We start from the raw sequence: 24,340 nt of genomic DNA, 5'->3' as shown, positions 1-24,340 counted from the left end.
CGGGCGACACGCCGGTGGAGGTCGGGTCGAAGTGGGCGGGAGAGATCGGTGTCGGCGTCATCGCTGGAGCGGGCACCCGCCAAGCACGACCTCTACCGGGCCATCGCGCTGGCTCTGCGCGTGGGCGAGCTGCTGCTGGGCAGCGGCGAGGCCACCGAGACGGTCTCGGGTGCCATGCGCAGGATCACCAACGCCTACGGCGTGCCGCACTGTGAGGCCGACGTCAACCTGTCGGCCATCACGCTGTCGCACGTCCCCTCCGACGGGAGCGTGCCGGTCACCGCGGAGCGCCGGGTACGGCGCCGCCTGCCCGACTACGACCGGCTGATCGCGGTCCACGAGATGATCAGGGAGACCGCTGGCGGGTCGGTGCCGCTCGACGAGGCCGAGGCCCGGCTTCGGAAGGTCACCCGGCGGGTGCGGGTCTACCCCGACTGGTTCATGATCACTGCGCTGGCGCTGATCTCCTCCTCGGCGAGCATCCTGGTCGGCGGCGGCCCGCTGGTCGCGGTGGCCGCGTTCGTCGCGACCGTGCTGGGCGACCGGGCCGGCGCCTGGCTGGCCCGGCGGGGTGTGGCGGAGTTCTTCCAGCTCACGGTCGCGGCGGTGTTCGGCTCGCTGGTGGCGGTGCTGATGGTCGCGATCGGCGTCCCGGTGCGGGCCGAGGCCGTGGTGGTCGGCGCGGTCATCGCGCTGCTGCCGGGGCGCCCGATGGTGGCCTGCGTGCAGGACGGCATCGCGGGCGAGTACGTCACGGCGACCGGCCGGCTGTTCGAGGTGTTCTTCATCCTGACGGCGGTCGTCTCGGGCATCGGCATCACGCTGTACGCCGCCGTCCGCCTCGGCGTGCCGCTGACCGTGGAGGACGTGCCGGCGGCACCGCTGCTGATCAGGCCGGAGCAGCTGCTGGGCGCCGTGGGGGTGACGCTGTCGTTCGCCGTCGCGCTGCTCGTGCCGCCCCGTCATCTGATCCCGGCGGCGATCGGCGGGGCGATGATCTGGGTGGTCTTCGTGCAGCTGCACGTCTGGCAGGTGCCCGTCGTCCTGGCCACGGCCATCTCCGCCGCGGTCGTCGGACTGTTCGGCAGCGTGTACGCCCGGCGCGCCCGGGTGCCCTCGATGGTGATCACGATCCCGGCCATCGGCTCGCTGCTGCCCGGCACCGCGCTGTACCGCGGCATGCTGGAGGTCAGCCTCGGCCACGGGGCCGCCGGTCAGGAGAGCCTGCTCCAGGCTCTGTCGACCGCGCTCGCCCTGGGCGCCGGGGTCATGCTGGGCGCGGAGATCCTGCGCGCGGTCACCGGTTCCGACCTGACCAGGCGGGTCGGGCGGCGGGGCGCGCGCCGTGTCCGCGAGGCGTTCATCAGCCGTCCGGCGGCCCGCCGTACCCGGGGTTACTGACAAGCCCCCCGGCACCGCGGGTACTGTCCGGTCCACCTGGTCTTCGAGGTCCGGCCCCCCTCCGCGCCCCTGCGGTCTCGGCGACTCCGACGGCTCCGACGGCCTCCGTGGACGGCGCGCGACCGGCGCCGCGGTTCTCCCGGGTCCTCCGGGGTTCTTCCGGGTTCACCGCCGCCCGTCGCGCGTCCGCAGGCCGTCCAGCACCAGGCCGAGGAGGCGGTCGGCGTCGCCCTCGCAGTGCTCGCCGGCCCAGGCGATCGCGTTGACGAGCTTGACCAGGTCCGCGGCCGTCACGTCCGGGCGGATCGCCCCGGCCCGCTGGGCGGCGGCGAGCAGCCGGGCGCTGTGGGTGCCCAGCGTCTCGCACGAGACGTACAGCTCGGAGCCCGGGTCGCCGATGCTGCTCATCAGCGTCGCGGCCAGCCCCCGGTAGGTGTTCGTGTGGACCATCAGGTGACGCAGCCACGTCACCAGCGCCTCCTGCGGGGAGGAGGACTCCAGTAGCTCACGGCCTCGCGCGTCGAGGGTGCCGATGCCGTCCTGCAGCACCGCCTCCAGTAGCGCCCTGCGGGTGGGAAAGTGCCGGTAGAGGGTGCCGATGCCGACGTCGGCCGTGCGCGCGATGTCCTCCAGGGACGCCTCGGTGCCCTGCTCGGCGAAGGCGGTCCGGGCGACGGCGAGCAGCCGTTCGTAGTTACGGCGCGCGTCGGCGCGCATGGGGCGCCGGGTGGTCGCCATCATGACTCCTTGCCGTCCCGGGGAACTCTCCGTCCATCCAACGGAGTCCGCCTCCGAATAGGCTACCGCGCCACGTGGAACCGGGATCGGCTCGAACCCATGGCCCCGTGGCCCTCCGGAGGTCACTCCGGGATCATCCCAGAGTCATCCCGAAGTCACGAGGCGGACCCCGGAAGGGCCGGCCCCAACACCCCTCACACCCGCGACGCACCGGAACGCGGGCACTCCGAAACCACCGGTGCGGTGACCGCTTACCCTCACCGTGTCCATGTCCGTGTCCGTGTCCGTGTCCGTGTCCGTGTCCGTGACCATGTCCGTGACCGTGTCCGTGACCATGTCCGTGACCGTGACCGTGACCGTGTCCGCGACCGTCCGAGCGCCGGTACGGCGGGCGGTGAAGCGGGGCGGCCCGGCGCCGGTGAACGGCGTCCGGCCCGATGAACGTTCGCGGTCACAGCACCGGACGGACACCGGAAGAACCGAAGCCCGACACTCCCCGCACACCCGCGGCACAGGTGCTTCGGGGTCAGGAGACGAACACCGAAAGGGTGGATCCCCGGCGTTCCTTGCGGACCCGCAGCTGTGCCGGGATCCGGGTGCGCAGCTCGGTGACGTGGCTGACGATGCCGACGGCCCGGCCGCCGTCGCGCAGGCCGTCGAGGATGTCCAGCACCGCGTCGAGGGTGTCCTCGTCCAGGGTGCCGAAGCCCTCGTCGATGAAGAGCGTGCCGAGCTCCACTCCCCCGGCCTCGGCGGTGACCACGTCGGCCAGTCCGAGGGCGAGCGCCAGCGAGGTGATGAAGCTCTCACCGCCGGAAAGCGTCGCCGGGTCACGGTCGATCCCGGTCCAGCCGTCCAGGATCCGCAGGCCGAGCCCGCCGCCCGACCTGCTCCGGTCGCCCGCCGTACGGCCGAGGTCGTGTTCGAGGAGGTAGCGTCCGCCGGACATGCGGTCGAGCCGTTCGTTGGCCGACTCGACCACCTGGCGCAGGCGTTCGCCGAGCACGTAGGCCGACAGCCGCATCCTCCAGCGGTTGTCGCCGGAGGTCCCGCCGGTCAGGGCCGCGAGACCGTCGGCGAGGTGGTGCCGCCGCTCGGCGGGACGCCAGAGTTCCAGGCATCCGGCCAGCTCGGCGCGGAGCGCGGTCAGTCTGGCGAGGCGGGTCTCCGCCTGGTGCCCGGCGGACAGCAGCCCGGCCTGGGCGGCGTCGGCGGCGTCGCGCGCGGCCTGCAGCTCGCCGAGGTCGGGCTCGGGCTCGGCCGCGGCGGCGACCAGTTCGGGATCGGCCAGCACGGCGGCCACGGCGGCGCGTTCCCTGTCGAGCTCGCGGAGCCGCTCGGTCTTCTCCTGTCGCTCGGCGAGCGGGCGGGCCGCCGCGTGGGCGTCACCGGCGCCGAGGAAACCCGCCTCGACGGCGGCGGCCTGGGCCGCGTCCCGGGCCGCCACCAGCTCGGCCGTGGCGGACAGCTCCTGCCGGGTGGCCTCCACCGCCTCCGTGAGCAGCTCGGCCTCATCGGCCAGCCGGTCCAGCCGGGTGGCGAGGGTCGGATCCCCGCCCCTGGCCTCGTCGAGGCGCGCGCTCAGCCGCCCGGCCTCGGCCGCCAGCCTCTCCTCGTCCGTACGGCGGGCGGCCAGCGTGACCGCGAGCCCGCGCGAACGCTCCCCCAGCCCGTCCAGCTCGGCCCCGATCCGAACGGCCTCGGCCGCCAGCCGGGGCTCGGCTCCCGCCGACTCACGCAGCACCGTCAGCTCCCCGTCGGCCTCCCGCAGCGCGAGGGCCGCGAGCTCCGCCGTGAGATCGATCCCGGCGGACGCCTCGCGGTGGGCGGCCGCCAGCTCGACGACACCTGTGGCCGCGGCGACGGCCGCGGCCAGGAGTGCGGCCTCCCGTGCGAGACGGTCGCGGCGGACCTGGACCGTGGGGTCGGCGCCCCGGGCCTCGTCGAGGCGCGAGGCCAGCCGCTCGTGCTCGGCCCGCCACCCCGCCTGCCGGGTGCGTCTCTCGGTCAGCAGCCGTGCGATCTCCGCCGCCTGGGTCCTGACGTCCTCCAGCTCGGCCGCGACACGGTCCGCCTCGGCGGCGAGCGCCGCCTCGGCGCCCGCCACGGCGGTCAGCCCGGCCAGTTCCCGCCCGGCCGCCTCAAGGATCTCCTCCGCCTGCCCCACGGCCAGGTCGCCCGCGACGGCGAGGGCCTCGTCGAGGCGCGAGGCCAGGGCGGTGACCACGTTCTCCGCGGCCCGGCGCCGCTCCGCGGCGGCGTCGTAGGCGCCCTGGGCCGCGCGTTCGTCCTCGGCGGTGGGAGCCTCCCGCGCCGCCGTGGCCGGGGCGGGATGCTCGGGCGAGCCACAGACCGCGCAGGGCTCCCCGGGGGCGAGCTTGACCGCCAGCTCGGCGGCCATGCCGTCGATCCTCGCCTGGCGGACGTCCTGGTGAAGATCACGGGCCCGCTGGGCGGAGTCGACGGCCTCGGCCTGGACCGCCCGCGCGCCCTCCAGTTCGGCGCGCAGGGCGTCACGCCGCCTGGCCGCCTCGAGCCGGGCCGCGGCGGTGTCCGCCCGTGCCCGTGCGGCGGGAATCTCCGCCGCCCCGGTCCTGGTCTCGGCGAGCCGGGCCGACACCTCGGTGAGCCGGGCGGGAAGCTCCCGCTGCCGTTCGCGGAGCGCGGCATCCCGCTCCGCCGCCTCCACGAGCTCGGTGTCGAGCGCGGCGAGCGATCCCGTCAGCTCCGCGACTCTGGCCTCGTCGCTCCGCAGTCCTTCGAGCCCGTCGAGCTCTCGCCCGCACTCCCGTTCCAGGGAGACGAGCAGCTCGCGCAGCACCGCCCCGTCGACCTTCCGGACCCCGCCGGGAATCGCGGACGGGATCGCCGCGCCCGGGGAAAGGGAAACGCCGGGGAGCGCGGAGGGGACCTCCTGGTCCAGGCGCGCGGACAGGGCGGGCATCGCGAACAGGGCGGCCGCCAGCTCCCGCCGCGCGGCGGCCAGCCGGGCGGCCAGGTCGTCACGCCGCTCCGCCGCTCGCAGGCGGGCCGCCGCGGCCTCGGCCACCGATTCGGCGGCCGGGATCCGGGCGGCGGCCAGCCGGGCGGCGGCCAGGCTGTCCTCCGCCTCCTGCCTGAGGCCGGGAAGGACGGCGAGACGGGCGTCGGTCTCCGCCTGGGCGGTGGCCAGCCCGTCGATCTCACGGACGGCCAGCTCACGCTCCCGGATGATCTCCGTCAGGCGTGACTCCTCGGCGCGCAGCTCGCCCAGCCTGGTGATCTCGTCCCTGCGGGCGCGCGCCAGCGCGGCCAGCCTCTCCGGAGGCACGTCTCGGCCGCCCCACGCGCCCGGGAGACCGGCAGAGACACCATCCCGACCGCCCAGACAACCGGAGGCACCGCCCTGACCACCCGAATGGCCGGGGGCACCGTCCTCACCGCCCAGACGACCGAAGGCACCATCCTGACCGCCCGAATGACCGGGGGCGCCGTCCTGACCGGTCCCGATGAGGGGAAGGGCGCGGGCGAGGGCGTCCGCGGCCAGCCGGGCGGACTTGGCCGCGATCTCGGCCCGCTGTTCGACGGCCTGGATCAGGGGCAGCACCCGGTCCGCACGGGCCGCCTCGGCGAGGACGGCCTCCAGGTCGGCCCGTTCCTCGGCGCTCTCCTCAAGTGCCCGGCCGCGTGCCAGCGCCTCGGCGTGGCGGCGGCGCCGGTCGGCCAGCGCGACGCCGTACTCCAGTCTGGCCCGCGCCTGCCGTACCGCCTCCTGCCCGCCGGTGGAGCCACGGCGCAGCTCGGCCGCGGCGGCCACGGCGGCCTCCTCCAGCGCGGCGGCCCACGCGAGCGGGTCGTCCTCGGCGGAGGGTGGGGTGGGGAGGTCGCCGCCGTCTTCCTGGGGCGCGATCCCCGCCGCCGGCCCGGTGCCCGAGGGCCCCGGGGGCAGCGAGAAGAGTCCCGGTGTGCCGTTCCGGGCGTCGGTCCCGTCCCGCGCGTCGGCCCCCGCCCGAGGAGCGTCTCCGGCCGCGGTGACGGCCTCGGCCAGGGCGGCGTCTCCGGTCAGGACCGCGTCTCCGGCCCAGGTGGCGTCTCCGGTCAAGGTGGCGTCTCCGGCCAGGGTGGCGAGGAGGCCGGGGCCCGCGGCCTCCTCAAGGCGTTTGACGGCGAAGTCCACCTCCTTGCGCAGAGCCTGCTGCTCACGGTGGGCCTCGGTCCGCCGGTCCGCCAGCCAGGACTCGGCGGCGGCGTAGACCTTCACGGAGAACAGGCGTTCCAGGACCCTGCGGCGATCCTCTCCGTCTGCGCGCAGGAACTTCGCGAAGTCTCCCTGAGGCAACATCGCGACCTGGAAGAACTGCTCGGCGTTCATGCCCAGCAGGGTGCCGATCAGGTCGCCCGCCTCGTCGATCCGCGTGGTCAGCCCGATCCACTCCCCGGAGGAGGTGAGCTCCTGGACGACTGCCTTCTCGTTCTCCTTGGTCGTGCCCGCCCCTCTGCGCTTGGGGCGCTGCCAGGCGGGGGATCGGGTGATCTTCAGCCGCCGTCCCCTGATGGTGACCTCAAGTGTCACCTCGGGCCCCGCGCCGGGCGGCGCGTGATCGCAGCGCAGGCTCTTGGCGCTGTCGCGTTTGCCCGGCACCCTGCCGTACAGGGCGTAGCAGAGCGCGTCCAGCACGGTGGTCTTGCCCGCGCCGGTGGGGCCGTGGATCAGGAACAGCCCGGCCTCGGCGAGGGCGTCGAAGTCCACCTCCTCCCGCGTGGGAAAGGAGCCGAACGCGGTGATCCACAGACGGTGCGGGCGCATCTACGCCATCGCCTCCTTGACGCGGCAGGCCTCGACGGCCTCGTGGAGCAGGCGGGTCTCATCGGGATCGGCCTCCTCGCCGCGCACCTCGCGGACGAAGTCGAGCGCCACCTCGATCTCGGGTCTTCCGGCCAGTCTCGGCCGCGCGCCGCTCTCCCGGACGCCGCCCTCGGGTTCGAAGGAGAGGCTGAGGGTGTGCGGGAAGCGGGACCTGAGGCGTTCCATGGCGCCCTTCGGCCTGATCGGGTCGGTGAGCGTCACGTGGAGCCAGTGGTCCTCGTGGCGGGCGTGCTCGGCCGAGGCCAGCAGGTCGTCGAGACGGCCGCCGATCCTGGCGATCGGCCGCGGCACGGGAGCCTCGGCGAACTCCGCGCTCACCCGGCCGCCCGGATCGATGTCCACCAGCCAGGACCCCTTCAGCTGGTGCTCCTCGGAGAAGGAGTAGGCGATCGGGGAACCCGAGTAACGCACGGTCTCGCTCATCCGCTGGCGGCCGTGCAGGTGGCCCAGCGCGACGTAGTCGACGCCGTCGAAGGCCTGGAGCGGAACGTTGGCGACGCCGCCGACGCCGATGTCGCGCTCGCTCTCGCTGGCCTGCCCTCCGGTGACGAAGGCGTGGGCGAGGACGACGGAGCGGCAGGCGCGGTGGGCGAGGTCTGCGCGGACCAGGGACATGGCGTGCTCGATCGCGGCGGTGTGGGTGCGCTCCGGCAGCTCCCAGGGACCGCGCACCAGCTCGGGTTCGAGGTAGGGGATGCCGTAGAAGGCCACGTCGTCGACCACCACGGGCTCGCCGACCCGTGCCGGGTCGGTGCGCAGGTGAACGCCCGCGGCGTCGATCAGGCTCGCGCCGAAGCCGAGCCTGCGCGCGGAGTCGTGGTTGCCGCTGATCAGCACGGTTCGCACGCGCTCGGCGACCAGCCGCTGCAGGGCCTGGTTGCACAGCTCGACCGCGTCGACCGAGGGCAGCGCCCGATCGTAGACGTCGCCGGAGACGACGACCACGTCGACCCGCTCGGCCCGGACCGTCTCGACCAGGTGGTCGACGAAGATCCCCTGGGCGTCCAGGAGGCTCTCGCGATGGAACGAACGGCCCAGATGCCAGTCCGAGGTGTGCAGGATTCGCATGTCACTTGAAGCTAACAGGACTCAGCCGCACATGCGGCCGCACCGGCCACACCGCTCTCATTTCCCCTCTGCCCTCGAGGGCCGACGGTGAGTACGCTTGAAGATCGAAGGGAACGATACCGGCATACGTTCGATCCCGGAGGCGGGCAACGATCGGGGAGCGGATCGGCATGCGGGCTGGCCGAGGCGTCTTGAGCGTGGCGGCGGGCATGGTCCTGCTGGCACTCGCGACGATGGGGTACGCGCTGCCGCCGCCCTTCGATCCGCCACCGCTGAACGTGGACCCGGTCTTCCAGACCCTGCCCGCCCAGCCGGCCGCCGAGAGCAGGCCGGTCTCCGCCAACGGGCAGATCACCGTCGAGGACGTCACCGTCGACGCCGGGGACACGACCCTGGGGGCGACGATCCGCGCGCCGCTCGCACCCGGCCGGCACCCGGCTCTGATCTTCGTCCAGGGGGCGGGGCCCGGCGTGCGCGACGAGTTCACCACCCAGGCCGAGTGGCTGGCCAGGGCCGGGATCGTCACACTCGTCTACGACAAGCGGACCGTGCGCTACGACTTCCGCAACCGCGACTTCGGGCTGCTGGCCGACGACGCCCTGCGCGTGCTGGCCAGGCTGCGGCTGCGTGCCGACGTCGATCCGGACAGGGTCGGCCTCTGGGGGGTGAGCGAGGGCAGCTGGGTGGTCCCGATCGCCGCCGCCAGAAGCGCCGACGTCGGGTTCACCGTGCTGGTCTCGGCGCCCAACGTCTCACCGCTGCGGCAGGTCAGCTGGGCGCTGAGCGAGCAGCTCGACCGGCTGCACGCGCCCAGCGGGGTGCGCGAGCTGCTCATCCGGGCGATGAGCGCGGTTCACATGAACTTCCTGCGCTACGACGGCCTGCCCGCACTGCGCCGGCTGCACCGTCCCGTCCTGGCCCTGTACGGCACGCGCGACCCGTCGATCCCGTTCGTGGAGAGCAGCAAGGCCCTGACCGGCGCGCTCGCCGAGGGCGGCAACGCCGACTACACGATCCGCTACCTGGAGGGCGCCGACCACGGGATGCGCGTCCGCGGCGGGCCGTTCGCCCGCGGTTACCTGGAGACGCTGGCCAACTGGGTCAAGGGCCTGCCGGGCACCGCCAGACCGGCGGTGCACATCGCGGGCGCCACCCCCGTCCAGCGCTACGAGGCCAGCGACGTGCCGACCGCCCCGTGGTACGCCGGGGCGACCGTCCTCGGGCTGATGCTCTGCCTGGCCGCTGTCGGATACGTGGTCGGCCCGGTGACCGAGATGGTGCTGCGGCTGCGCGGCAGGCAGCTGCCCGGTGAGACCAACGCCAGGATCTGGCCGCCGATCCGGCGCCGGTTCCGGCGGATGGCGTGGACCGGCGCCGGGCTGCTCGTCTCGGTGGTCGCCTTCATCACGCTTCTGGTGCTGTTCTCGGTGAACCAGGCCGGCGCCTGGCCCGCGGTGCTCGCGGGCTGGCTGGTCATCAGGATCCTGGCGGTGCTGATGCTGCTGCAGGAGGTCACGGCCGTCGCGGCCGTCGTCTCCGGGCTGCGGGAGGGCTGGAGGCCCAGCCGCCCGCAGCGGGTCGCGATCGGCGGGGTGCTGGGCGGCACCGGCCTGCTGCTGGTCGCGGGCGCCTACTACAGCCTCTTCGCCTTCCCCTGGTAGCAGTCGAGCCAGCGGTCCATCTCGGCGAACGTCCGCTCGCGGGCCGGTCGTGACGACAGCACCAGGTCGTGCATGCCGTCCGGCACCCGCACGCACGTGACGTGCGGGCCGATCCTGGTCGCCCAGTGGGCGATCTGCCTAGGGTCGAGCACCACGTCCGCCCCGTGGGCGTCGGGCGCGAAGTCGCGCATCCGCAGCCCCTTCTCCGCGCAGAGCACCAGGACCGGGACGTCCACCCGCAGCCCCGCGTGGAGGCGCCGCTGTGCCCTGCGGATCGCGGCCAGCCAGACCGCGTGCACGGGGAACCCGCCGATCGGCTTCCAGGCCAGGTCGAAGTCCCACTCGCCGTGGTGGTCGCGGTGCAGGCTGGTGCCGTACGCGGTGGCCACCCCGACGGGCAGGACGGCGCGCGCGGACATGCGGGACAGCGTTCCCCTGAGCAGGTCGGTGGCCAGCCGCAGCGGGGTCGGGACGTTGAGGTCGAGGAAGGGACTGTTGAGCATCAGGCCCTGGACCAGGCCGCGGCCCCGGACCCGGTCGGCCCAGAGGGCGGCGACCAGTCCTCCGGTCGAGTGGCCGTTGAGGGTCACCTCGTCGTGGCCGTCCCGCTCCCGGATGATCCTGATCGCCTCGTCGATCTCGGGGAAGTGTTCGGTGACGCTGCGCACGAGGCCCCTGGTCTGGTGCGCCAGCAGGGAGCGGCCGTACTTGCGCAGGTCGAGGCCGTAGAAGTCGACGCCCTGGGCGACGAAGTGGTCGGCCAGGTGCGTCTGGAAGAAGTAGTCGGTGAACCCGTGGAGGTAGAGCACGGCTCTGCCGGTGGGTTCGGGGGCGCGCCGCCGTACCAGCGAGGCGACCACCGGTCCCTCGTAGTCGTCGGCCATGGGAAGGACCGTGAGCTCGTAACCGGGGCCGAGAACGTCGGGCATGGGAATCAGGGTACGTCCGGGCGGCGCGTCTCCCCAGAGGGCGCCGGGGTTCGGCGCGGTTTTCGGCCCCCGCCGTCGGACGCGGCGTATCCGATCTGGGTAAAAGACTCGAATCCAGAACTTTATTCGGGGGGATATGTCGCTATAAACGATGATTGTCTTTCCGAGTTGTTCACCCAGTCGTCGCCCACATGCCCTGGCGTCCGCCCTAGCATCTCCCTGCGGCGCTCAGGCACGTGGGAGATCGGGGAGCAGGTGCGAGACAGATCGAAGCCGCGGGGGCTCGGCGCGGTCATCGGATGGACGGCCCTGTCCGCCCTCGTGCCGGGATCGGCGCACCTGCGGGCCGGATGGCGCAGGACCGGCCTGACGCTGATATCCCTCTACGCCGTGCTCCTGCTGGGCGCGCTGTGGACACTGCTCACCGCCGACCTCGGCGACCTGGCCGGGCAGCTGGCCGCCTCGTCGTGGCTGACCGGCGTCACGGTCGGCTCCCTGACACTGGGCGTCGCCTGGTTCGCGCTGGTCGTGCACTCCTTCACCGTGCTGAGGCCGGGCATGCTCCGCGGAGCCGGGCAGGCCGTCGCCGGCGTCGTCGCGGGAGTGCTCGCGGTGGCGGTGATGCTGCCGTTCGCCATGGTCGGGCAGTACGCCGCGGTCTCGCAGTCGACGCTGGACCAGATCTTCAGTGCTCCGCCGACCACGCCCGCCCCCCAGCCCCAGGCCGACGCCTCCCAGACGGCCGATCCGTGGGGGGGCCGGACCCGGGTGAACATCCTGCTGCTCGGCGGCGACGCCGACACCAACCGGATCGGTGTGCGGACCGACAGCATCAACCTGGCCAGCATCGACGTCAAGACCGGCAACACCGTGCTGCTGGGACTGCCGCGCAACTTGGAGAACGTCCGTTTCGTACCGGGTTCTCCGATGGCCAAGCGGTTCCCCGACGGCTTCCGGCTGCCCGCCAACCCCGACGGCTCGCGCGAGGACCTGCTGTTCGCGGTCTGGGAGTACGCCGACGCCCATCCCGAGATCTTCGGCGGGCGCAAGGGGCAGGGCACCAAGACGCTCATGGAGACGATCGGCTACACGCTCGGCCTGAAGGTCGACTGGTACGCCCTGGTGAACATGTGGGGCTTCGCCCGGCTGGTCGACGCCATCGGCGGCCTGCGGCTGACCGTGCCGCAGGACGTGGTCTTCGGCAAGTACAACGAGGGCCTGGTCAAGGCGGGCACCCGCAGGCTCGGCGGGGCCGACACGATGTGGTTCGCCCGCTCGCGCACCTACAGCGACGACTACACCCGGATGGGACGCCAGCGTTGCGTGCTGAGCGCCATGCTCCAGCAGGCCGATCCGGGGACCGTGCTCTCCCGGTTCAACCGGATCGCGCTGGCCACCAAGGAACTGCTCCAGACCGACATCCCCCGCCCGATGCTGGAGCACCTGGTCCCGCTGGCCCTGAGGGTGAAGAACGCCAAGGTGACCAGCGTCCAGTTCGTCCCGCCGCTGATCAAGACCGGTTACCCCGACTGGAGCAAGATCCGCGTCATCACGGCCAAGGCCATCCGCGCGTCGTCCGCCTCCTCCCCCACCGCCTCGGCCTCCCCCACCGCCTCGCCCACCACCTCTCCCACCGCCTCGCCTACGGGCTCGCCGACGGCCTCACCCACGGGTTCGGCCACCGCCAGGCGGAGCCCCGCGCCCGGGGCCACGCCGACCACCGCGCAGCGCCCCGGCACCAGGACCGCGGACCCGGCCGCCCCCAAGGGGATCAACGAGGGCTGCGCCTGACCTCCTCCCGCGGAACGCCCCGGCCAGGGGCCGGCGTGCGCCACATCGGATGGAAGAGCGAGCCGTCGGGGAGGGCGAACGGCTCGCCGCACGGCTCGTAGCCGTGACGGAGGTAGAGGGCGCGGCTGCGCAGGCTGCTCGCCTCCAGGTAGGCGGGGACGCCGTCCCGGTCGAGCACGCGGTGGCGGTCCTCCAGCAGCGAGCTGCCCAGGCCCGCGCCCTGTCGTTCCGGATGGACCGCCAGCAGGGCCAGATGATGGTGGGCGCCGTGCGGGTGCGCCTCGGAGAACAGCGCATCCAGGAGGCGGAAGCGGTCGGTGTTCGGCCCGCAGGCGTCCGCCATCCGGCTGTCGTAGTCGGCCGGCCCTGGTGGGGCCTCTCCGTCGCGGGGCAGCCAGACGGCCACCGCGGACCGGTCGGCCGTGCCGTACACCTCGCCGTGTTCGAGCGCGTGCTCGACGAGGATCGCGAAGTATTCCGCCAGGGTCCGGCGGCGCTCCTCCGGATCGGGGATCAGCCAGGCCGTGGAGTCGAGCGGGAGAAAGGCCTCGGCGATCACGCCGATGACCGGGTCCGCGCCGCCCACGAGAACACGCTCGATCATCTTCCGCTCCTCTCTCCGGTGGCGGCTCGGCTCCCGCCTCCCCGCCCGATGAGCTCGTGCACCTCCGGTCGTCTCACCCTCAGGAACGCGCCCCACAGCGTGCCGAGCAACGCCACGACCACCACGGAGCCCGGCATGATCCGGGTGAGCGGGTCACCGGCCGGGACGCCGAGCAGGACGTCGAAGTTGATCACGGCGAGAACGACGATCACCAGCAGGGCGAGCGCGGCCAGCACCGGGGCGATCACTCTGCGCCAGGCGTTCTCACCGGACGGGTTTCGGGCGAAGAAGGCGACGACCGCGATCGAGGTGGTCGTCACCAGCAGCAGCACGCCGAACCCTCCGATGGCGCCGGCCCAGAAGAAGAGCTGGACCAGCGGGTCCAGGCCCATGACGGCGTAGAAGACGATGACCGCCAGCCCCAGGGTGCTCTGCGCGGCCGAGGCCACCCTGGGGGCGCCGGTGCGGGCCGAGGTCCGGCTGAAGACACGGGGCAGCACGCGCTCGCGGCCGAGCGCGAACAGATAACGGGCCGAGGTGTTGTGGAAGGAGATCATCGCGGCCCCGATGCTGGTCGCGAAAAGGACGTGACCGATGTCCGCCGCCACCGCGCCCAGGTTCTCACCGGCCAGGTGGAACAGCAGTTCGGGCCCTTCGGCCCGTGCCCTCCGCACGATCGCGGCCGGGCCGACGGGAACCGTCATCGCCCATGCCGACAGCGTGTACAGCACCGCGATGACGGTGACCGAAAGGTAGGTGGCGGCCGGGACGGTCCGCCGGGGGTTCCTGGACTCCTCGGCGAAGACCACCGAGGACTCGAAGCCCACGAACGCGGTGAGGGCGATCACGAGGACCGCGCCCGCCCCGCCGGTGAGCAGGGTGGCCGGGTTGAGGACGCCCAGGCCGAGCCCCGGACCGTGCGAGGCCGAGAGGTTCGCCGCGTCGTAGACCAGGATGACGGCGATCTCGGCGATCAGCAGCACGGCCAGCACCCTGCCGTTGACGTCCACGCGGAGCAGGCCGAGGATCGCGACCAGCGCCCAGGAGACCAGCGCGACGGCCCACCAGGGAACGTCGAGCCCGGTCCACTGCCTCAGCAGCGGCGAGACGGCCGGGCCGATCGCGCCGTAGAGACCGATCTGGAGCACGTTGTAGGCGACCAGCGCGACCCAGGCGGCGCCGACCCCGAGGGACCGCCCGAGTCCCCGCGCGACATAGGCGTAGAACGCGCCCGCGTTCGCGACGTAGCGGGCCATCGCCACATATCCCACGGAGAAGAGCCCCAGGATCACGGCGATGATCGGAAAGGCCGCCGGAATGCCGGTGACGCCGGTGACCGCGTAGCCGGTGGAGAGCACCCCGGCGACGACGGTCAGCGGCGCCGCGGCCGACATGACGAAGAAGATCACGGAGGGCACGCCCAGGCGGTCGCCCGCCAACGCCGTCGAGGCGGTGCCCTGCCGAGGGGGATCGGCGGTCGTCGACACTGTTTCTCCTTGGGGGAAGAGCCGTGGGCCTCTCCCCGGGGAGAAGCCGTGGGCCGCGCCGCCCGTTCCGCTCGGAGAGCTGGAGGGACCGCCCGGGTCGCACCGTTCTCGAATCGCCATGATAGGAAATTCGATCACCCGTGTCAGTACAACGGAGTGATGTTTTACACAGCGCACTAACTTCCTGTCGGGAGAACGAGTAATTCGTCGTCCCGGTCTCGCCCGAACCACTTTCCCTGTCCCGACGAACGTTTTCTCCCGGCCGCGGCGACTGCAGCGGCCGAACTCACCGGTTCTGACACCGCCGATGAGGAATCGCCGTTCGGCATGGATGAAAAGCGGTTCGGGGCCGCTGGAATCCTCGCCGTCACGAACCGCTTGCCGTCACGAACCGCGACCGCCCCGCGCGGGTTGGCCGTGACCTCCGCGACCTCCGCGCACCGGCCGTCACCGTCTCCGGAACGCGACGACTTCCGCCACTCCGCAGCACCCGGATCCGCGCCCGCCTCGCCTTCTCGATCATCTTGAGGAATATGCGCCGGGGACGGGTCCGGTGTCATATCGCCTCATAGCGCTTCCAGGCCGCGGTCACGGAACCCTGATCTTTCATGACCTGATCCTCGGCCGAGGACACCGCATGAATTTCATCCGGCAGCTCGCCCGGAAATCCGGCGATCGTAAAAGCATCCGTCGGATCCGCCGGGCGTTCCGGGGCGACAATCCGAACGGAGACCACCGGCCTTCTGGAGGGTGCCGGAAAGGCCGACGTTCGCGTGACCGCCCGACCGGCCGCCGGTGTGCGTCGCCGGGTGCGGGAGGTGCCGACGGCGGCGACCGGCGGCCACCGTCACCGTCGCCGTCACCGTCGCCGTCACCGTCGCCGTCAGCGGAGGAGCTCAGGACGCGTAGGACTCCCTGGCGAGACGGCGGACACGGGTCACGTCGACGTTGTGGCCCAGTCCCGGCTGGGTGAGCGGCACGGCCACGACGCCGTCCGAGGCGCCGACCGGCGGGGTCACGATCTGGGCGCTGCGCGGCGGCTCGGCCACGTCGCAGGGCAGCCCGCAACCGGGCAGGCTGGCGGCGGCGACCGTCGCCGCCCTGGCCAGGCCGGTGCCCTGACCCCCCGAGCAGGCGATCTCCCATCCCGCCGCCACGGCGTCGTCGTGCATCCGCCGTACCTCACGCAGGGAGCCCACCGCCGCCGGGCGCAGCAGCAGAGCCCGGCCCGCGTTCAGGGTGATCGCCTCGTCGAGTTCGGCGGCGGAGGACACGTCGAGCAGCACCGGGGCGGCCACCCGCTCCTGTAGGTCGGCGTGGTGGGTGAGGTCGACGAACGGGCGCTCGATGGACGAGAGCGTGTAGGCGTCCAGCGCCGCCAGGGCGCCGATGTCGGTGTAGGCGCGGCGGGCGTCGACGCCGATGCCGAGCGCCGGGTAGGCCTTGCGCACCGCGCGCACCGGCTCGATGTCCCAGCCGGGATGGACGTCCAGGGTGACGTGGGCGTATCCGGCGCAGACATGACGGTTCACCCGCGCGACAAGACTCTCCAGGTTGCGCTCGGCGCCGATCCTGACGGTGGCCATCAGGGACGTACGGCTGCCGCCCAGCGCGTGGGAGAGCGGGACCCCGGACATCCTGGCCCACAGGTCCCAGCAGGCCATGTCGGCGGCGGCACCGCCGGGGACGTCGCCCAGCTCGTCGGGGTGCTCCCAGTCGACGCCGATCAGCGCGTGCCCGAGTCTCTCCTGCAGGAGCTCCCAGGTCTTGGGACCCGGATCGACGATCTCCCCCCACCCGGCCATGCCTCCATAGTCGGTGAGCCGGACGAGGATCGTCTCGGGCCGCCTGCCGTAGGGCAGGATCAACCGGAACACCTCAAGCTCACGTACGCGCGGCATGAACCCCCTCGATTCCTTACGGCCGGAAAGAACACCTCGGAAAAAACGAGTCCCGCCCGGGGGCGGGACTCATTTCCCAACACAGAGGCGTTCGGCGTTCTTCCCATGGTGCCACGACGGTCAGTTTCCGAACCTGCCCCCGACGAGCACACCCACGCCTGCCGTGAGGGCCGTCAGCGCGAAGCACACGAGATACACGGGCCCGTCCGCGCCGAAGGCGGCGACGATCGCGCCGACGACGGCGACCGTGACCACGGTGAAAACCGATTCGCCGATGCCCATGGAGGCGCTGTTCTCGCCTTCCTCTCCGGGGTTCGACAGCTCCAGGACGAGCACCGACAGCGTGGGATAGACGCTCCCGATGCCGAGGCCGACGACGGCCTCGCCCAGGACGGCCAGCGGAATCGGGACTCCGGGGAAGACGGTCAGGGCCATCAGCACGGTCCCGGCGGCGATCAGGGCGGGCCCCACCCTCAGGATCAGGCGCCGGTCGTAACGCCTGCGCCCGACGACCCACGAGGCGAACGACCAGGCCAGCGCACCCGCGGTGAGCACCATGCCGGCGGCGGTCGGCGACAGGCCGCGTTCACCGGTGAGCATGAGCGGCAGGAACACCTCACCGCCGAGAACGGTACCCGCGGCGATGCCGCGCAGTGCGATCACCGAGGGCAGGCCGCGCGCGGCACGGAGGGTTCCCGGCGGCAGCAGCCTGGGCAGCGAAAGGGCCAGCAGGGCCAGCCCGGCGACCAGCAGGACCAGGCCGGCGCCCCGGGCCGCTCCGCCGTACTGCATGAGCGCGGCGCCGATGGCGGTCAGCGCCGCCCAGCCGAGTCTTCTGACGATGGAGGCGCGCTCGCCCGTCTCGGGCCGGTCCGCCTCCGGGGTGGTGGCGAGGCCGCGCCAGAGCAGCAGCGCGGCGGGGGCGACGAGCATGGGGACGCCGAGGAAGACCCAGCGCCAGCCCAGCTGCTCGACCACGACACCGGCGACCGCCGGTCCGACCATGGACGGCACCACCCAGCCCGCGGCGAAGATCGAGAACACCCTGGGGTGCATCGCCGCCGGATAGACCCGCGACACCAGCACGTACAGCGCGACCTGGAAGATCCCGCCGCCGAAGCCCTGCACGAACCGGCCCAGGATGAACACGTCCATGCTCGGCGCCACTCCCGCGATCACCAGCCCGGTGGCGAAGGCGGCGACTCCCGTCCAGACCGGGGCGATCGGCCCGCGAAGGTCCGCCCAGCGCCCGCCCAGCACGGTGGCGATCACTCCGGCGGCCAGTGCCCCGCTGAAGGCCAGAGCGTACAGCGCGAGCCCGTCGAGCTCGCGTCCCACGACCGGCATGGCCGTCGCGACCGCGAGCGCCTCGAACGCCACCAGCACGATCAGCGCCACCATGCCGATCGTCAGCGCGCGATAGCGCGCGGCGAATATCCCCGCAGCGGGTGCAGCAACCATCACAGAAGTCATGAACCGGACGGTACGGCCGCCGCCCCGGACCGGACATCGGCCCCGCGGGTCAGCCCTTGGTCGTAGGACCCGCCCCCGCGAGACGGACCACCGGCCCCACGCGAGCAGACCGGCCCCGCACGTCCCGCTCTCCTTCCTGTGGGGCGCGATTCCTCATGGGGCGCGGTCCCGGCCGCCCCATGGGCGCGGTCCCGGTCGCGGGCGCTCCCCGCCGGCGAAGCGGGCCGCCGTCTCCCGGAGATCCCGCGATCCGCACCGGCGCATCGACATGCCTCCGCGAAGGAGGGCATCCTCTCTATTTTTCCTACCGATTATGAATAGATTTCTCCGTATCAGTCCGCACACCATCAGGACAGGGAGAAGGGTCATGAGCGAGACGGACACGGAGATCACCCGGCGAATCCAGGAGCTCGCCGACCGCGCGGCCGTACTGGACGTGGTCAACGCCTACGCCATGGCCCTGGACACCAGGGACTGGGAGGCGCTGGGCGAGCTGTTCACCGAGGACGCGCTCTGGGAGTACCGCGGAGCGGCCGTATACACACTGTCGGGGCGGGATGCCGTCGTCACCCGGGCACGCGCGGCACTGGAGCCCCTGGACGCGACCCAGCACCTGAACGGCAACAACGTCGTCAAGGTTCGCGGCGACGAGGCGGAGCACACCGGATACGTCCATGCCCAGCACGTCAGGCACGGCCTGCCCGGGGGCGAGCTGTATCTCGGAGGGGTCCGCTACCAGGACCGGCTCCGCCGGACCTCTGACGGCTGGCGGTTCACCCACCGCCTGCTGGTTCACATCTGGGGTGAGGGCAATCCCGCGGTGTTCGGCCGGGAGGCGGAGGGCTGACGACGTCCGGGAGAGGTTCACCGGACGCGTCCGGCGGATCGCCGCCACCCACCGAGCGCTCCGTCCGGCGGACGGCACCGCGGAGAGATCTCGTGACGGAGTCGCGTGCGCCACGGATCCGGGTCCCGTGGCACCAAAAATATGTACGACCGGTCGGTCGTATTCTTTGCTATGGTGAGGACGTGGTGATCGACGGACGTCTCCAGCGTGGTGAGCGGACTCGCAGGGCGGTGCTCGACACCGCCGTCGAGCTGGCCTCGGTCGAGGGGCTCGAAGGCCTGTCACTCGCCCGCCTCGCCCAGACGCGCGGTGTCAGCAAGTCCGGACTTTTCGCGCACTGGCCAGACAAACAGTCGCTCCAGCTCGCGATCGTGGAGCACGCCAGGCAGCAGTGGGTCGAGTTCATCGTCGAGCCCGCGCTGCACGCCCCGAAAGGGGTGCGCAGGCTGCTGGCCCTGCACGAACTCCGCCTGGACTTCTACACCTCGAGGCGGCTGCCCGGCGGGTGCTTCTTCCGTGCCGTTGACGGCGAGTTCGACGACCGGCCGGGCCCGGTCCACGACGCCATCGCCGCGGCGATCGACGACTGGATGAACCTGCTGGCCGAGCTCGTCCGGCGAGCCGTCGACCTCGGCCAGCTGCGCCCCCAGACCGACCCGCACCAGCTGGCCTTCGAGATCGAGGCGCTCGGCGCGACCGTGATCGTCCACACCCACCTGCTCCAGCGCGAGCACAGCTACTCACACGCCCGCCGCGCCGTGCTCGACCGGCTGCGCGCCCTGGCGACCGATCCCAGCATCCTCCCGGAGGCCTGACATGACGACCGCCCTGCGGACCGGGCACGTCCAGCCCGTCCAGATCCACTTCGAGGACCTCGACGCCATGGGCGTGGTGCACAACGCCCGCTATGTCCTGCTGCTCGAGCGGGCACTGGCGGACTACTGGGCCGAACGCGGCTGGCCCTTCGACCCCTCCGAGCCGCACTTCGCCGACCTCTTCTTCGTGGTGCGCGAGTTCTCCGTCACCTACCACGTGCCGATCAACAAGGTGGGCGGGGCGGCGGTGCACTTCTGGGTGGAGCACCTCGGCACGAGCAGCCTGGTGTACGGCTTCCGCGTGCTGTCGGCCGACCACGAGGCGATGCATGCCGAAGGCCGCCGCGTCCAGGTCAAGCTGGATCCGGCCACGCTGCGCCCCGCCCCCATCGGCCCGGCCCTGCGCGAGGCCGTCCGTCCCCTGCTCACCTCCGCCCCCTCCGGAGCCTCGCTCTGAGTCTCCGTCTCCCGTCTCTCCGAGGACTCGCTCCGATCCGGCCTCTCCGAAGTCTCCCTCCGAGTCACGTCCCGCCCGGTGTCACCGCCGGTAACGCTCATCGAGCCGGGCACCGCCCACCGGCGCCGGCCCGTACCGCGCCACCTCTCGCCGGACCGTCGCCATGGACGGCTTCGAACCCGCCACGAGTACGGCGCGGCCCGGACAACGGCCCGGACAACGGGAGACCACCCCCGGGACACGACGCCGCCGTTTCTGGAGCCGCGGCACGCGCACTCAACGTCCGCCCCCCGGTGACGCCCCGATGTCACAAAGAAAACCGCCACGCCACAAAAACACCCTGGAACCCCCGGCGGGAACGGCGAAGACCCACCGCCTGGGGTTCCGCCGGGATGCACGCTCCCGAAGCTCTCTCCGGCGCGGACGGTCTGGACGCTCTGACGAGGACGGGCCTCCGTGCCATCCTCGTCAGAGCGAGCTCAGGTGGCCGTGCGCTCCAGCTCGCGCTCGACCCAGTGGCCGATGTCGCGGCGTTCGATGGCCGCGGCCATGAGGCCGGGGAAGGCGTCGGGGGTGCAGGCGAAGGCGGGCACGCCCAGGGCGGCGAGCGCGGCGGCGTTGTCGTGGTCGTAGAAGGGCGCGCCCTCGTCGGAGAGTGCCAGCAGCACGATCACCTGGACCCCGGCCGAGGTCATCTGGGCGACCCTGCGGAGCATCTCCTGCCTGACGCCTCCCTCGTAGAGGTCGCTGATCAGGATGAAGATCGAGTCGGTGGGCCGGGTGATGAGGCCCTGGCAGTAGGCGATGGCGCGGTTGATGTCGGTGCCGCCGCCGAGCTGGGTGCCGAACAGCAGCTCGACCGGGTCATGGAGCTGGTCGGTCAGGTCGACGACCGAGGTGTCGAAGACCACCAGCGAGGTCCTGAGCGAGCGCATCGAGGCGAGCACCGCACCGAAAACGCTCGAATAGACGACGGAGGCGGCCATCGACCCGCTCTGGTCGATGCAGAGCACGACCTCCCGCTGGACGGCGCGCCGGCGTCTGCCGTACCCGACGAGTTTGGAGGGCACGACGGTGTTCCGCTCGGGCAGGTAGTTCTTCAGGTTGGCCCGGATCGTACGGTCCCAGTCGATGTCGGCGACCCGTCTGGGCCGGTGGGTCCGCGCCGAGCGGTCCAGTGCCCCGGTCACGGCCGCCTTCGTCTTCTGCACGAGCCGGCGTTCGAGATCGGAGACGACCTTGCGGACCAGCGCGCGGGCCGACTCGCGTGCCTTGTCGGGCATCACCCGGTTGAGTGACAGAAGCGTGCCGACCAGGTGGACATCGGGTTCGACCGCCTCCAGCATCTCCGGTTCCAGGAGCAGCCGGGTGAGGTTCAGCCGTTCGACGGCGTCCTTCTGCATGACCTGGACGACGGTCGAGGGAAAGTAGGAGCGGATGTCGCCCAGCCAGCGGGCCACCCTGGGCGCGGAGGCGCCGAGGCCTCCGCTCCGCTCACCGCCGTCGGAGCCGCGCCCCTGACCGCCGTTGTAGAGCGCGGCCAGGGCCCCGTCCATCTCCGCGTCGGTCCCGCCGAGGGCACATCCCGTGCCGTCGGCGTCACCGCCGAGCACCAGCCGCCAGCGGCGCAGCCTCTCGTCCGTCATGCGCTCTCCGTCCTTCCCAGAATCGCCAGCACGGTGCGCACGGCCGCCGCCGCGCGCTCGTCGTCCACGTCCTCGATCGCGGTGCGGTCGTCTCCGGCGTCGAGTGACCGGACCCGCGAACCGATCGAGCGCCGCTCGGGCGCGGCGAAGGCGCCGAACGTACGGCGGAGCAGGGGCAGCACGTCGACGAACGACTCGGGGGCGAGCCCGGTGAGCCACTCGTCGACCAGCGCGAGCAGCCGGGCGTCGTGGACCAGCAGCAGACCGCCACCGGACAGGAAGCCCTCGATCCAGGCGGCGGCACGGGCCGGAGGATGGCCCGGGGACATGGCCTTCGTCATCAGCGCGCCCACCCGGTCCGCGTCGAGGTCTCCGGCGTCCAGCAGGATCCTGGTGAGCCGTCCCTCGATCGCCCCGTGCAGGTCGGCGCGCCCCGACACACCGCGCAACGCGGTCAGCCACCGCCCCTGCGGCGTCTCCTCCGCGCCGCCGCCGGGAGCCTCCCGGAGCAGGGCCACGGCGGCGTGCACCGCGTCGAGGTGCCCGAGCAGGTGGCGGGCGGCGTCGTCGTCCAGCCCGGTGACCGCGCCGCCCAGCCCGACGCAGATCCTGCTGAGCAGGGCGTCGACGATGACCGCCAGACCGGTCGCAGGGGTGCCTCGCACGTCGCCGTAGCGCTGGGCGCGGACCATCGCGGGAAGCGCGGCCATCAGGTGTGTGACGTCGCCGTCCAGCGCGGCCCGCTCCGACAGGGCGTCGAGCACGTACGGCAGTGCGTCCGGCAGATCCGCCAGCAGGCACCGCTCGACCAGCCCGGTGAGGGCGGCCAGCGAGACACCGGCGGAAACCACTCCCCCGGCCCCACCAGGTCCGCCCGAACCACCACCCTGCCCTCCGGCTCTGCCCGGCTGCCCCCCGGCCCCTCCGGTCCCTTGTCCTCCGGCCGCTCCCGGAGCACCCGGCGTGCCGCCCTCCCCCGGTGTGCTCCGGGCGGCGGATGTCACGCCTCCGGCGGCCAGGTCGCGCACGCGGGCGGAGGCGGCGGCGGGGACGGTGGTCCCCCAGGCGCTCGCCTCGATCAGGTCGATGTCGAACTCGGGCCGCCAGGCGAGCGTCCACGACTCGCGGAACGTGCCCTTGCTCCTGCTCTCCTGGGGGGTTCCCCAGCCGACGCCGAGCAGGCGCAGCCGGTGCAGCAGCCTGCTGCGCTCCAGGTCGAGGGGTTTACGCAGGTCGAGGTCGTACGCACGGTCCAGCGCCTCCGGCTTGAGTTTCAACCGCCGCTGCTCCTGGCGGAGGTGACGCTGGAGGGGGACCATCGGGGTCGAGTCGGGGACGTGGCCGAGCCGCTCTCCCACGATCATGCGGCGCTGGATCAGCTCGACCGGCAGGTCGTCGCCCTCGCAGAGCACCGCCCTGACCGCCTCGGTGGCCTCCGCCAGCCCGGCCAGCGGCCTTCCCCTGAGCACTGCCAGGCTCTGCGCGAGCCGTACCGCCTCGATGACGTGCGCGGAGGAGACGGACAGGCCCTCCTCGCGCAGCACACCCGCGGCGGAGGTCAGCCACCGTTCCAGCGGACGGTCGGGGGCGGTGAACAGATGGTGGTACCAGCCCGGTGACGTCACCCCGGCGCCGTATCCACTCCAGGCCGCCAGCCGCCCGTACGTCCACGGCACCCAGGTCATCTCGACCTTGACCTTGGGCAGTCCCCGAAGCAGCGCGTCGTCGGCCTTCACCGTGGGCAGCCCGGTTCCCCAGACAGCGTCCGGCCGCCCGGCCAGCGCGGGCACGTGCCAGGCGCCGCAGACGACGGCGATTCGCTCGAAGCCGTCCTTGACCGCCTTCCGGATCGTGCGCCGCATGAAGGCCTCACGCCTGGCCTCGTGCCCGTCGGCGACGTGTCCCTCGCGGACCGCCGCCATCGCCTCGGCGATCACCCGGAACGGCGTGTCACCGCGGTGCTCGACCGCGTCCTCCCACCAGCGCTCCGGATCGTCGTATCCCGCGGCGTGGGCGAGGGCACCGATCGGATCGGCCCGTACGGCGGGCTCCCCGGCATCCGGCCCCTGTCCGCCCCGCCCGCCTCGCGGCCGCCCGTCCTCGGCCCCGCCGGGATCCCCCGTCTCTCCGTCCCGCGTCTCTCCGTCCCGCGTCCGCCCATCTTCCGTTTCGCCGTCCCGCTCACATTGCGCCCGGCCGTCCTCGGGCATCTCGGTGTGTGACCGCCGATCGTCCGGTTCCGCCCGCTGCCTCGGCCCGTCGGCGGACTCCCGCCCGGGGGCGCCGGATCCGGAGGCCAGGCTGTGCGCCGCGGGCAGGTCGCAGAAGCGGACCGGGACGCCCGCCTCCACGGCGTGGCGGATCGCCTGCCACTCGGGCGAGAACACCGCGAACGGCCAGAAGGCGGCCCTGGACGGCTCGCCGGGCACGTGGGCCAGCAGCGCGACCGGGGGTTCGAGTCCGGGGTCTCCGGCCGACTCGATCAGCTCGTCGGCCTCCGGCGGCCCCTCGATGAGCACGATGTCCGGTTTGAGGCGCTCCAGTTCGTCTCTCAGGGAACGCGCCGACCCCGGCCCGTGGTGCCGGACTCCCAGTACGGAGACGGTCATGGACGACCTCCGGCCGTCGAGGCCTCCACCGCTCGGCCCCCCGTCGGCGCGGGCCTGCCCATCGCCC

General features: G+C 72.7%; 18 protein-coding genes. 6 read left to right on the top strand and 12 right to left on the bottom strand.

The features are described from left to right. The first annotated feature begins 48 nt into the window (after nt 1-48). On the top strand, nt 49-1,401 hold the full coding sequence (locus AB0N02_RS08155) for a threonine/serine exporter family protein (protein WP_363943896.1): 1,353 nt from the start codon (nt 49-51) through the stop codon (nt 1,399-1,401). 165 nt (nt 1,402-1,566) lie between these two features. On the opposite strand, the gene AB0N02_RS08150 is transcribed toward AB0N02_RS08155, so the two are convergent. From AB0N02_RS08150 to AB0N02_RS08140, 3 genes are all read right to left on the bottom strand, one after another. After that, nucleotides 1,567-2,139 carry a helix-turn-helix domain-containing protein gene (locus AB0N02_RS08150; RefSeq protein WP_363943894.1) on the bottom strand — a complete coding sequence of 191 codons (573 nt, stop codon included), beginning with the start codon at nt 2,137-2,139 and terminating at the stop codon, nt 1,567-1,569. A gap of 526 nt (nt 2,140-2,665) precedes the next feature. Next, nucleotides 2,666-6,925: an SMC family ATPase gene (locus AB0N02_RS08145; RefSeq protein WP_363943892.1), complete on the bottom strand. Its 4,260-nt coding sequence runs from the start codon at nt 6,923-6,925 to the stop codon at nt 2,666-2,668. Further along, nucleotides 6,926-8,053, bottom strand: a complete 1,128-nt coding sequence (locus AB0N02_RS08140) for an exonuclease SbcCD subunit D (protein WP_363943890.1) — start codon at nt 8,051-8,053, stop codon at nt 6,926-6,928. 170 nt (nt 8,054-8,223) lie between these two features. On the opposite strand from AB0N02_RS08140, the gene AB0N02_RS08135 reads away from it, so the two are divergent. Further along, nucleotides 8,224-9,714: a prolyl oligopeptidase family serine peptidase gene (locus AB0N02_RS08135; protein WP_363943889.1), complete on the top strand. Its 1,491-nt coding sequence runs from the start codon at nt 8,224-8,226 to the stop codon at nt 9,712-9,714. Here the strand turns inward: AB0N02_RS08135 and AB0N02_RS08130 are convergent. Continuing rightward, the gene (locus AB0N02_RS08130; protein ID WP_363943887.1) at nt 9,687-10,643 is read right to left on the bottom strand and encodes an alpha/beta hydrolase; all 957 of its coding nucleotides are present in this window, start codon (nt 10,641-10,643) and stop codon (nt 9,687-9,689) included. The genes AB0N02_RS08135 and AB0N02_RS08130 overlap by 28 nt on opposite strands. Nucleotides 10,644-10,898: 255 nt before the next feature. Here AB0N02_RS08130 and AB0N02_RS08125 point away from each other — a divergent pair, with 255 nt between their 5' ends. Further along, nucleotides 10,899-12,434 (top strand): LCP family protein, encoded by a 1,536-nt coding sequence (locus AB0N02_RS08125; RefSeq protein ID WP_363943885.1) that lies wholly within the window; start codon nt 10,899-10,901, stop codon nt 12,432-12,434. On the opposite strand, the gene AB0N02_RS08120 is transcribed toward AB0N02_RS08125, so the two are convergent. From AB0N02_RS08120 to AB0N02_RS08095, 6 genes are all read right to left on the bottom strand, one after another. Beyond that, nucleotides 12,415-13,038 carry a GNAT family N-acetyltransferase gene (locus tag AB0N02_RS08120; RefSeq protein ID WP_363943883.1) on the bottom strand — a complete coding sequence of 208 codons (624 nt, stop codon included), beginning with the start codon at nt 13,036-13,038 and terminating at the stop codon, nt 12,415-12,417. The genes AB0N02_RS08125 and AB0N02_RS08120 overlap by 20 nt on opposite strands. Continuing rightward, on the bottom strand, nt 13,035-14,525 hold the full coding sequence (locus AB0N02_RS08115) for an APC family permease (protein ID WP_363943882.1): 1,491 nt from the start codon (nt 14,523-14,525) through the stop codon (nt 13,035-13,037). The genes AB0N02_RS08120 and AB0N02_RS08115 overlap by 4 nt, the downstream gene beginning before the upstream one ends. Before the next feature lie 176 nt (nt 14,526-14,701). Then, a complete protein-coding gene (locus AB0N02_RS08110; protein ID WP_363943881.1) occupies nt 14,702-15,085 on the bottom strand; it encodes a DUF397 domain-containing protein in 384 nt (127 codons plus the stop codon). Further along, on the bottom strand, nt 15,082-15,261 hold the full coding sequence (locus AB0N02_RS08105) for a hypothetical protein (protein WP_363943879.1): 180 nt from the start codon (nt 15,259-15,261) through the stop codon (nt 15,082-15,084). Before AB0N02_RS08105 ends, AB0N02_RS08110 begins: the two co-directional genes overlap by 4 nt. Before the next feature lie 160 nt (nt 15,262-15,421). Next, entirely contained in the window at nt 15,422-16,426 is a 1,005-nt protein-coding gene (locus AB0N02_RS08100) for an enolase C-terminal domain-like protein (RefSeq protein WP_363943877.1), read from the bottom strand. Nucleotides 16,427-16,546: 120 nt separating this feature from the next. Next, nucleotides 16,547-17,899 (bottom strand): MFS transporter, encoded by a 1,353-nt coding sequence (locus AB0N02_RS08095; protein ID WP_363943876.1) that lies wholly within the window; start codon nt 17,897-17,899, stop codon nt 16,547-16,549. 367 nt (nt 17,900-18,266) lie between these two features. Here AB0N02_RS08095 and AB0N02_RS08090 point away from each other — a divergent pair, with 367 nt between their 5' ends. From AB0N02_RS08090 to AB0N02_RS08080, 3 genes are all read left to right on the top strand, one after another. After that, on the top strand, nt 18,267-18,746 hold the full coding sequence (locus AB0N02_RS08090; RefSeq protein ID WP_363943874.1) for a nuclear transport factor 2 family protein: 480 nt from the start codon (nt 18,267-18,269) through the stop codon (nt 18,744-18,746). A 182-nt stretch (nt 18,747-18,928) separates the two neighbouring features. Continuing rightward, nucleotides 18,929-19,561 (top strand): TetR/AcrR family transcriptional regulator, encoded by a 633-nt coding sequence (locus tag AB0N02_RS08085; RefSeq protein WP_363943872.1) that lies wholly within the window; start codon nt 18,929-18,931, stop codon nt 19,559-19,561. A gap of 1 nt (nt 19,562) precedes the next feature. Then, nucleotides 19,563-20,018: a thioesterase family protein gene (locus tag AB0N02_RS08080; RefSeq protein WP_363943870.1), complete on the top strand. Its 456-nt coding sequence runs from the start codon at nt 19,563-19,565 to the stop codon at nt 20,016-20,018. A 479-nt stretch (nt 20,019-20,497) separates the two neighbouring features. On the opposite strand, the gene AB0N02_RS08075 is transcribed toward AB0N02_RS08080, so the two are convergent. Then, nucleotides 20,498-21,664 (bottom strand): VWA domain-containing protein, encoded by a 1,167-nt coding sequence (locus AB0N02_RS08075; RefSeq protein WP_363943868.1) that lies wholly within the window; start codon nt 21,662-21,664, stop codon nt 20,498-20,500. Continuing rightward, nucleotides 21,661-24,273, bottom strand: coding sequence for a DUF5682 family protein (locus tag AB0N02_RS08070; RefSeq protein ID WP_363943867.1), 2,613 nt, complete (start codon nt 24,271-24,273; stop codon nt 21,661-21,663). Before AB0N02_RS08070 ends, AB0N02_RS08075 begins: the two co-directional genes overlap by 4 nt. Nucleotides 24,274-24,340: the final 67 nt, after the last annotated feature.

Origin of the sequence: Streptosporangium sp. NPDC051022 (assembly GCF_040683035.1) — a bacterium.
Taxonomy (GTDB): domain Bacteria; phylum Actinomycetota; class Actinomycetes; order Streptosporangiales; family Streptosporangiaceae; genus Streptosporangium.
This window is presented reverse-complemented; position numbering and strand designations above follow the sequence as displayed.

Bases quoted from the DNA above. Each gene is read 5' to 3' on its own strand.
- AB0N02_RS08150 (WP_363943894.1), bottom strand. From the start codon at position 2,139: ATGGCGACCACCCGGCGCCCCATGCGCGCCGACGCGCGCCGTAACTAC.
- AB0N02_RS08145 (WP_363943892.1), bottom strand. From the start codon at position 6,925: ATGCGCCCGCACCGTCTGTGGATCACCGCGTTCGGCTCCTTTCCCACG.
- AB0N02_RS08140 (WP_363943890.1), bottom strand. From the start codon at position 8,053: ATGCGAATCCTGCACACCTCGGACTGGCATCTGGGCCGTTCGTTCCAT.
- AB0N02_RS08135 (WP_363943889.1), top strand. From the start codon at position 8,224: ATGCGGGCTGGCCGAGGCGTCTTGAGCGTGGCGGCGGGCATGGTCCTG.
- AB0N02_RS08130 (WP_363943887.1), bottom strand. From the start codon at position 10,643: ATGCCCGACGTTCTCGGCCCCGGTTACGAGCTCACGGTCCTTCCCATG.
- AB0N02_RS08120 (WP_363943883.1), bottom strand. From the start codon at position 13,038: ATGATCGAGCGTGTTCTCGTGGGCGGCGCGGACCCGGTCATCGGCGTG.
- AB0N02_RS08110 (WP_363943881.1), bottom strand. From the start codon at position 15,085: ATGACACCGGACCCGTCCCCGGCGCATATTCCTCAAGATGATCGAGAA.
- AB0N02_RS08100 (WP_363943877.1), bottom strand. From the start codon at position 16,426: ATGCCGCGCGTACGTGAGCTTGAGGTGTTCCGGTTGATCCTGCCCTAC.
- AB0N02_RS08095 (WP_363943876.1), bottom strand. From the start codon at position 17,899: ATGACTTCTGTGATGGTTGCTGCACCCGCTGCGGGGATATTCGCCGCG.
- AB0N02_RS08090 (WP_363943874.1), top strand. From the start codon at position 18,267: ATGAGCGAGACGGACACGGAGATCACCCGGCGAATCCAGGAGCTCGCC.
- AB0N02_RS08080 (WP_363943870.1), top strand. From the start codon at position 19,563: ATGACGACCGCCCTGCGGACCGGGCACGTCCAGCCCGTCCAGATCCAC.
- AB0N02_RS08075 (WP_363943868.1), bottom strand. From the start codon at position 21,664: ATGACGGACGAGAGGCTGCGCCGCTGGCGGCTGGTGCTCGGCGGTGAC.
- AB0N02_RS08070 (WP_363943867.1), bottom strand. From the start codon at position 24,273: ATGACCGTCTCCGTACTGGGAGTCCGGCACCACGGGCCGGGGTCGGCG.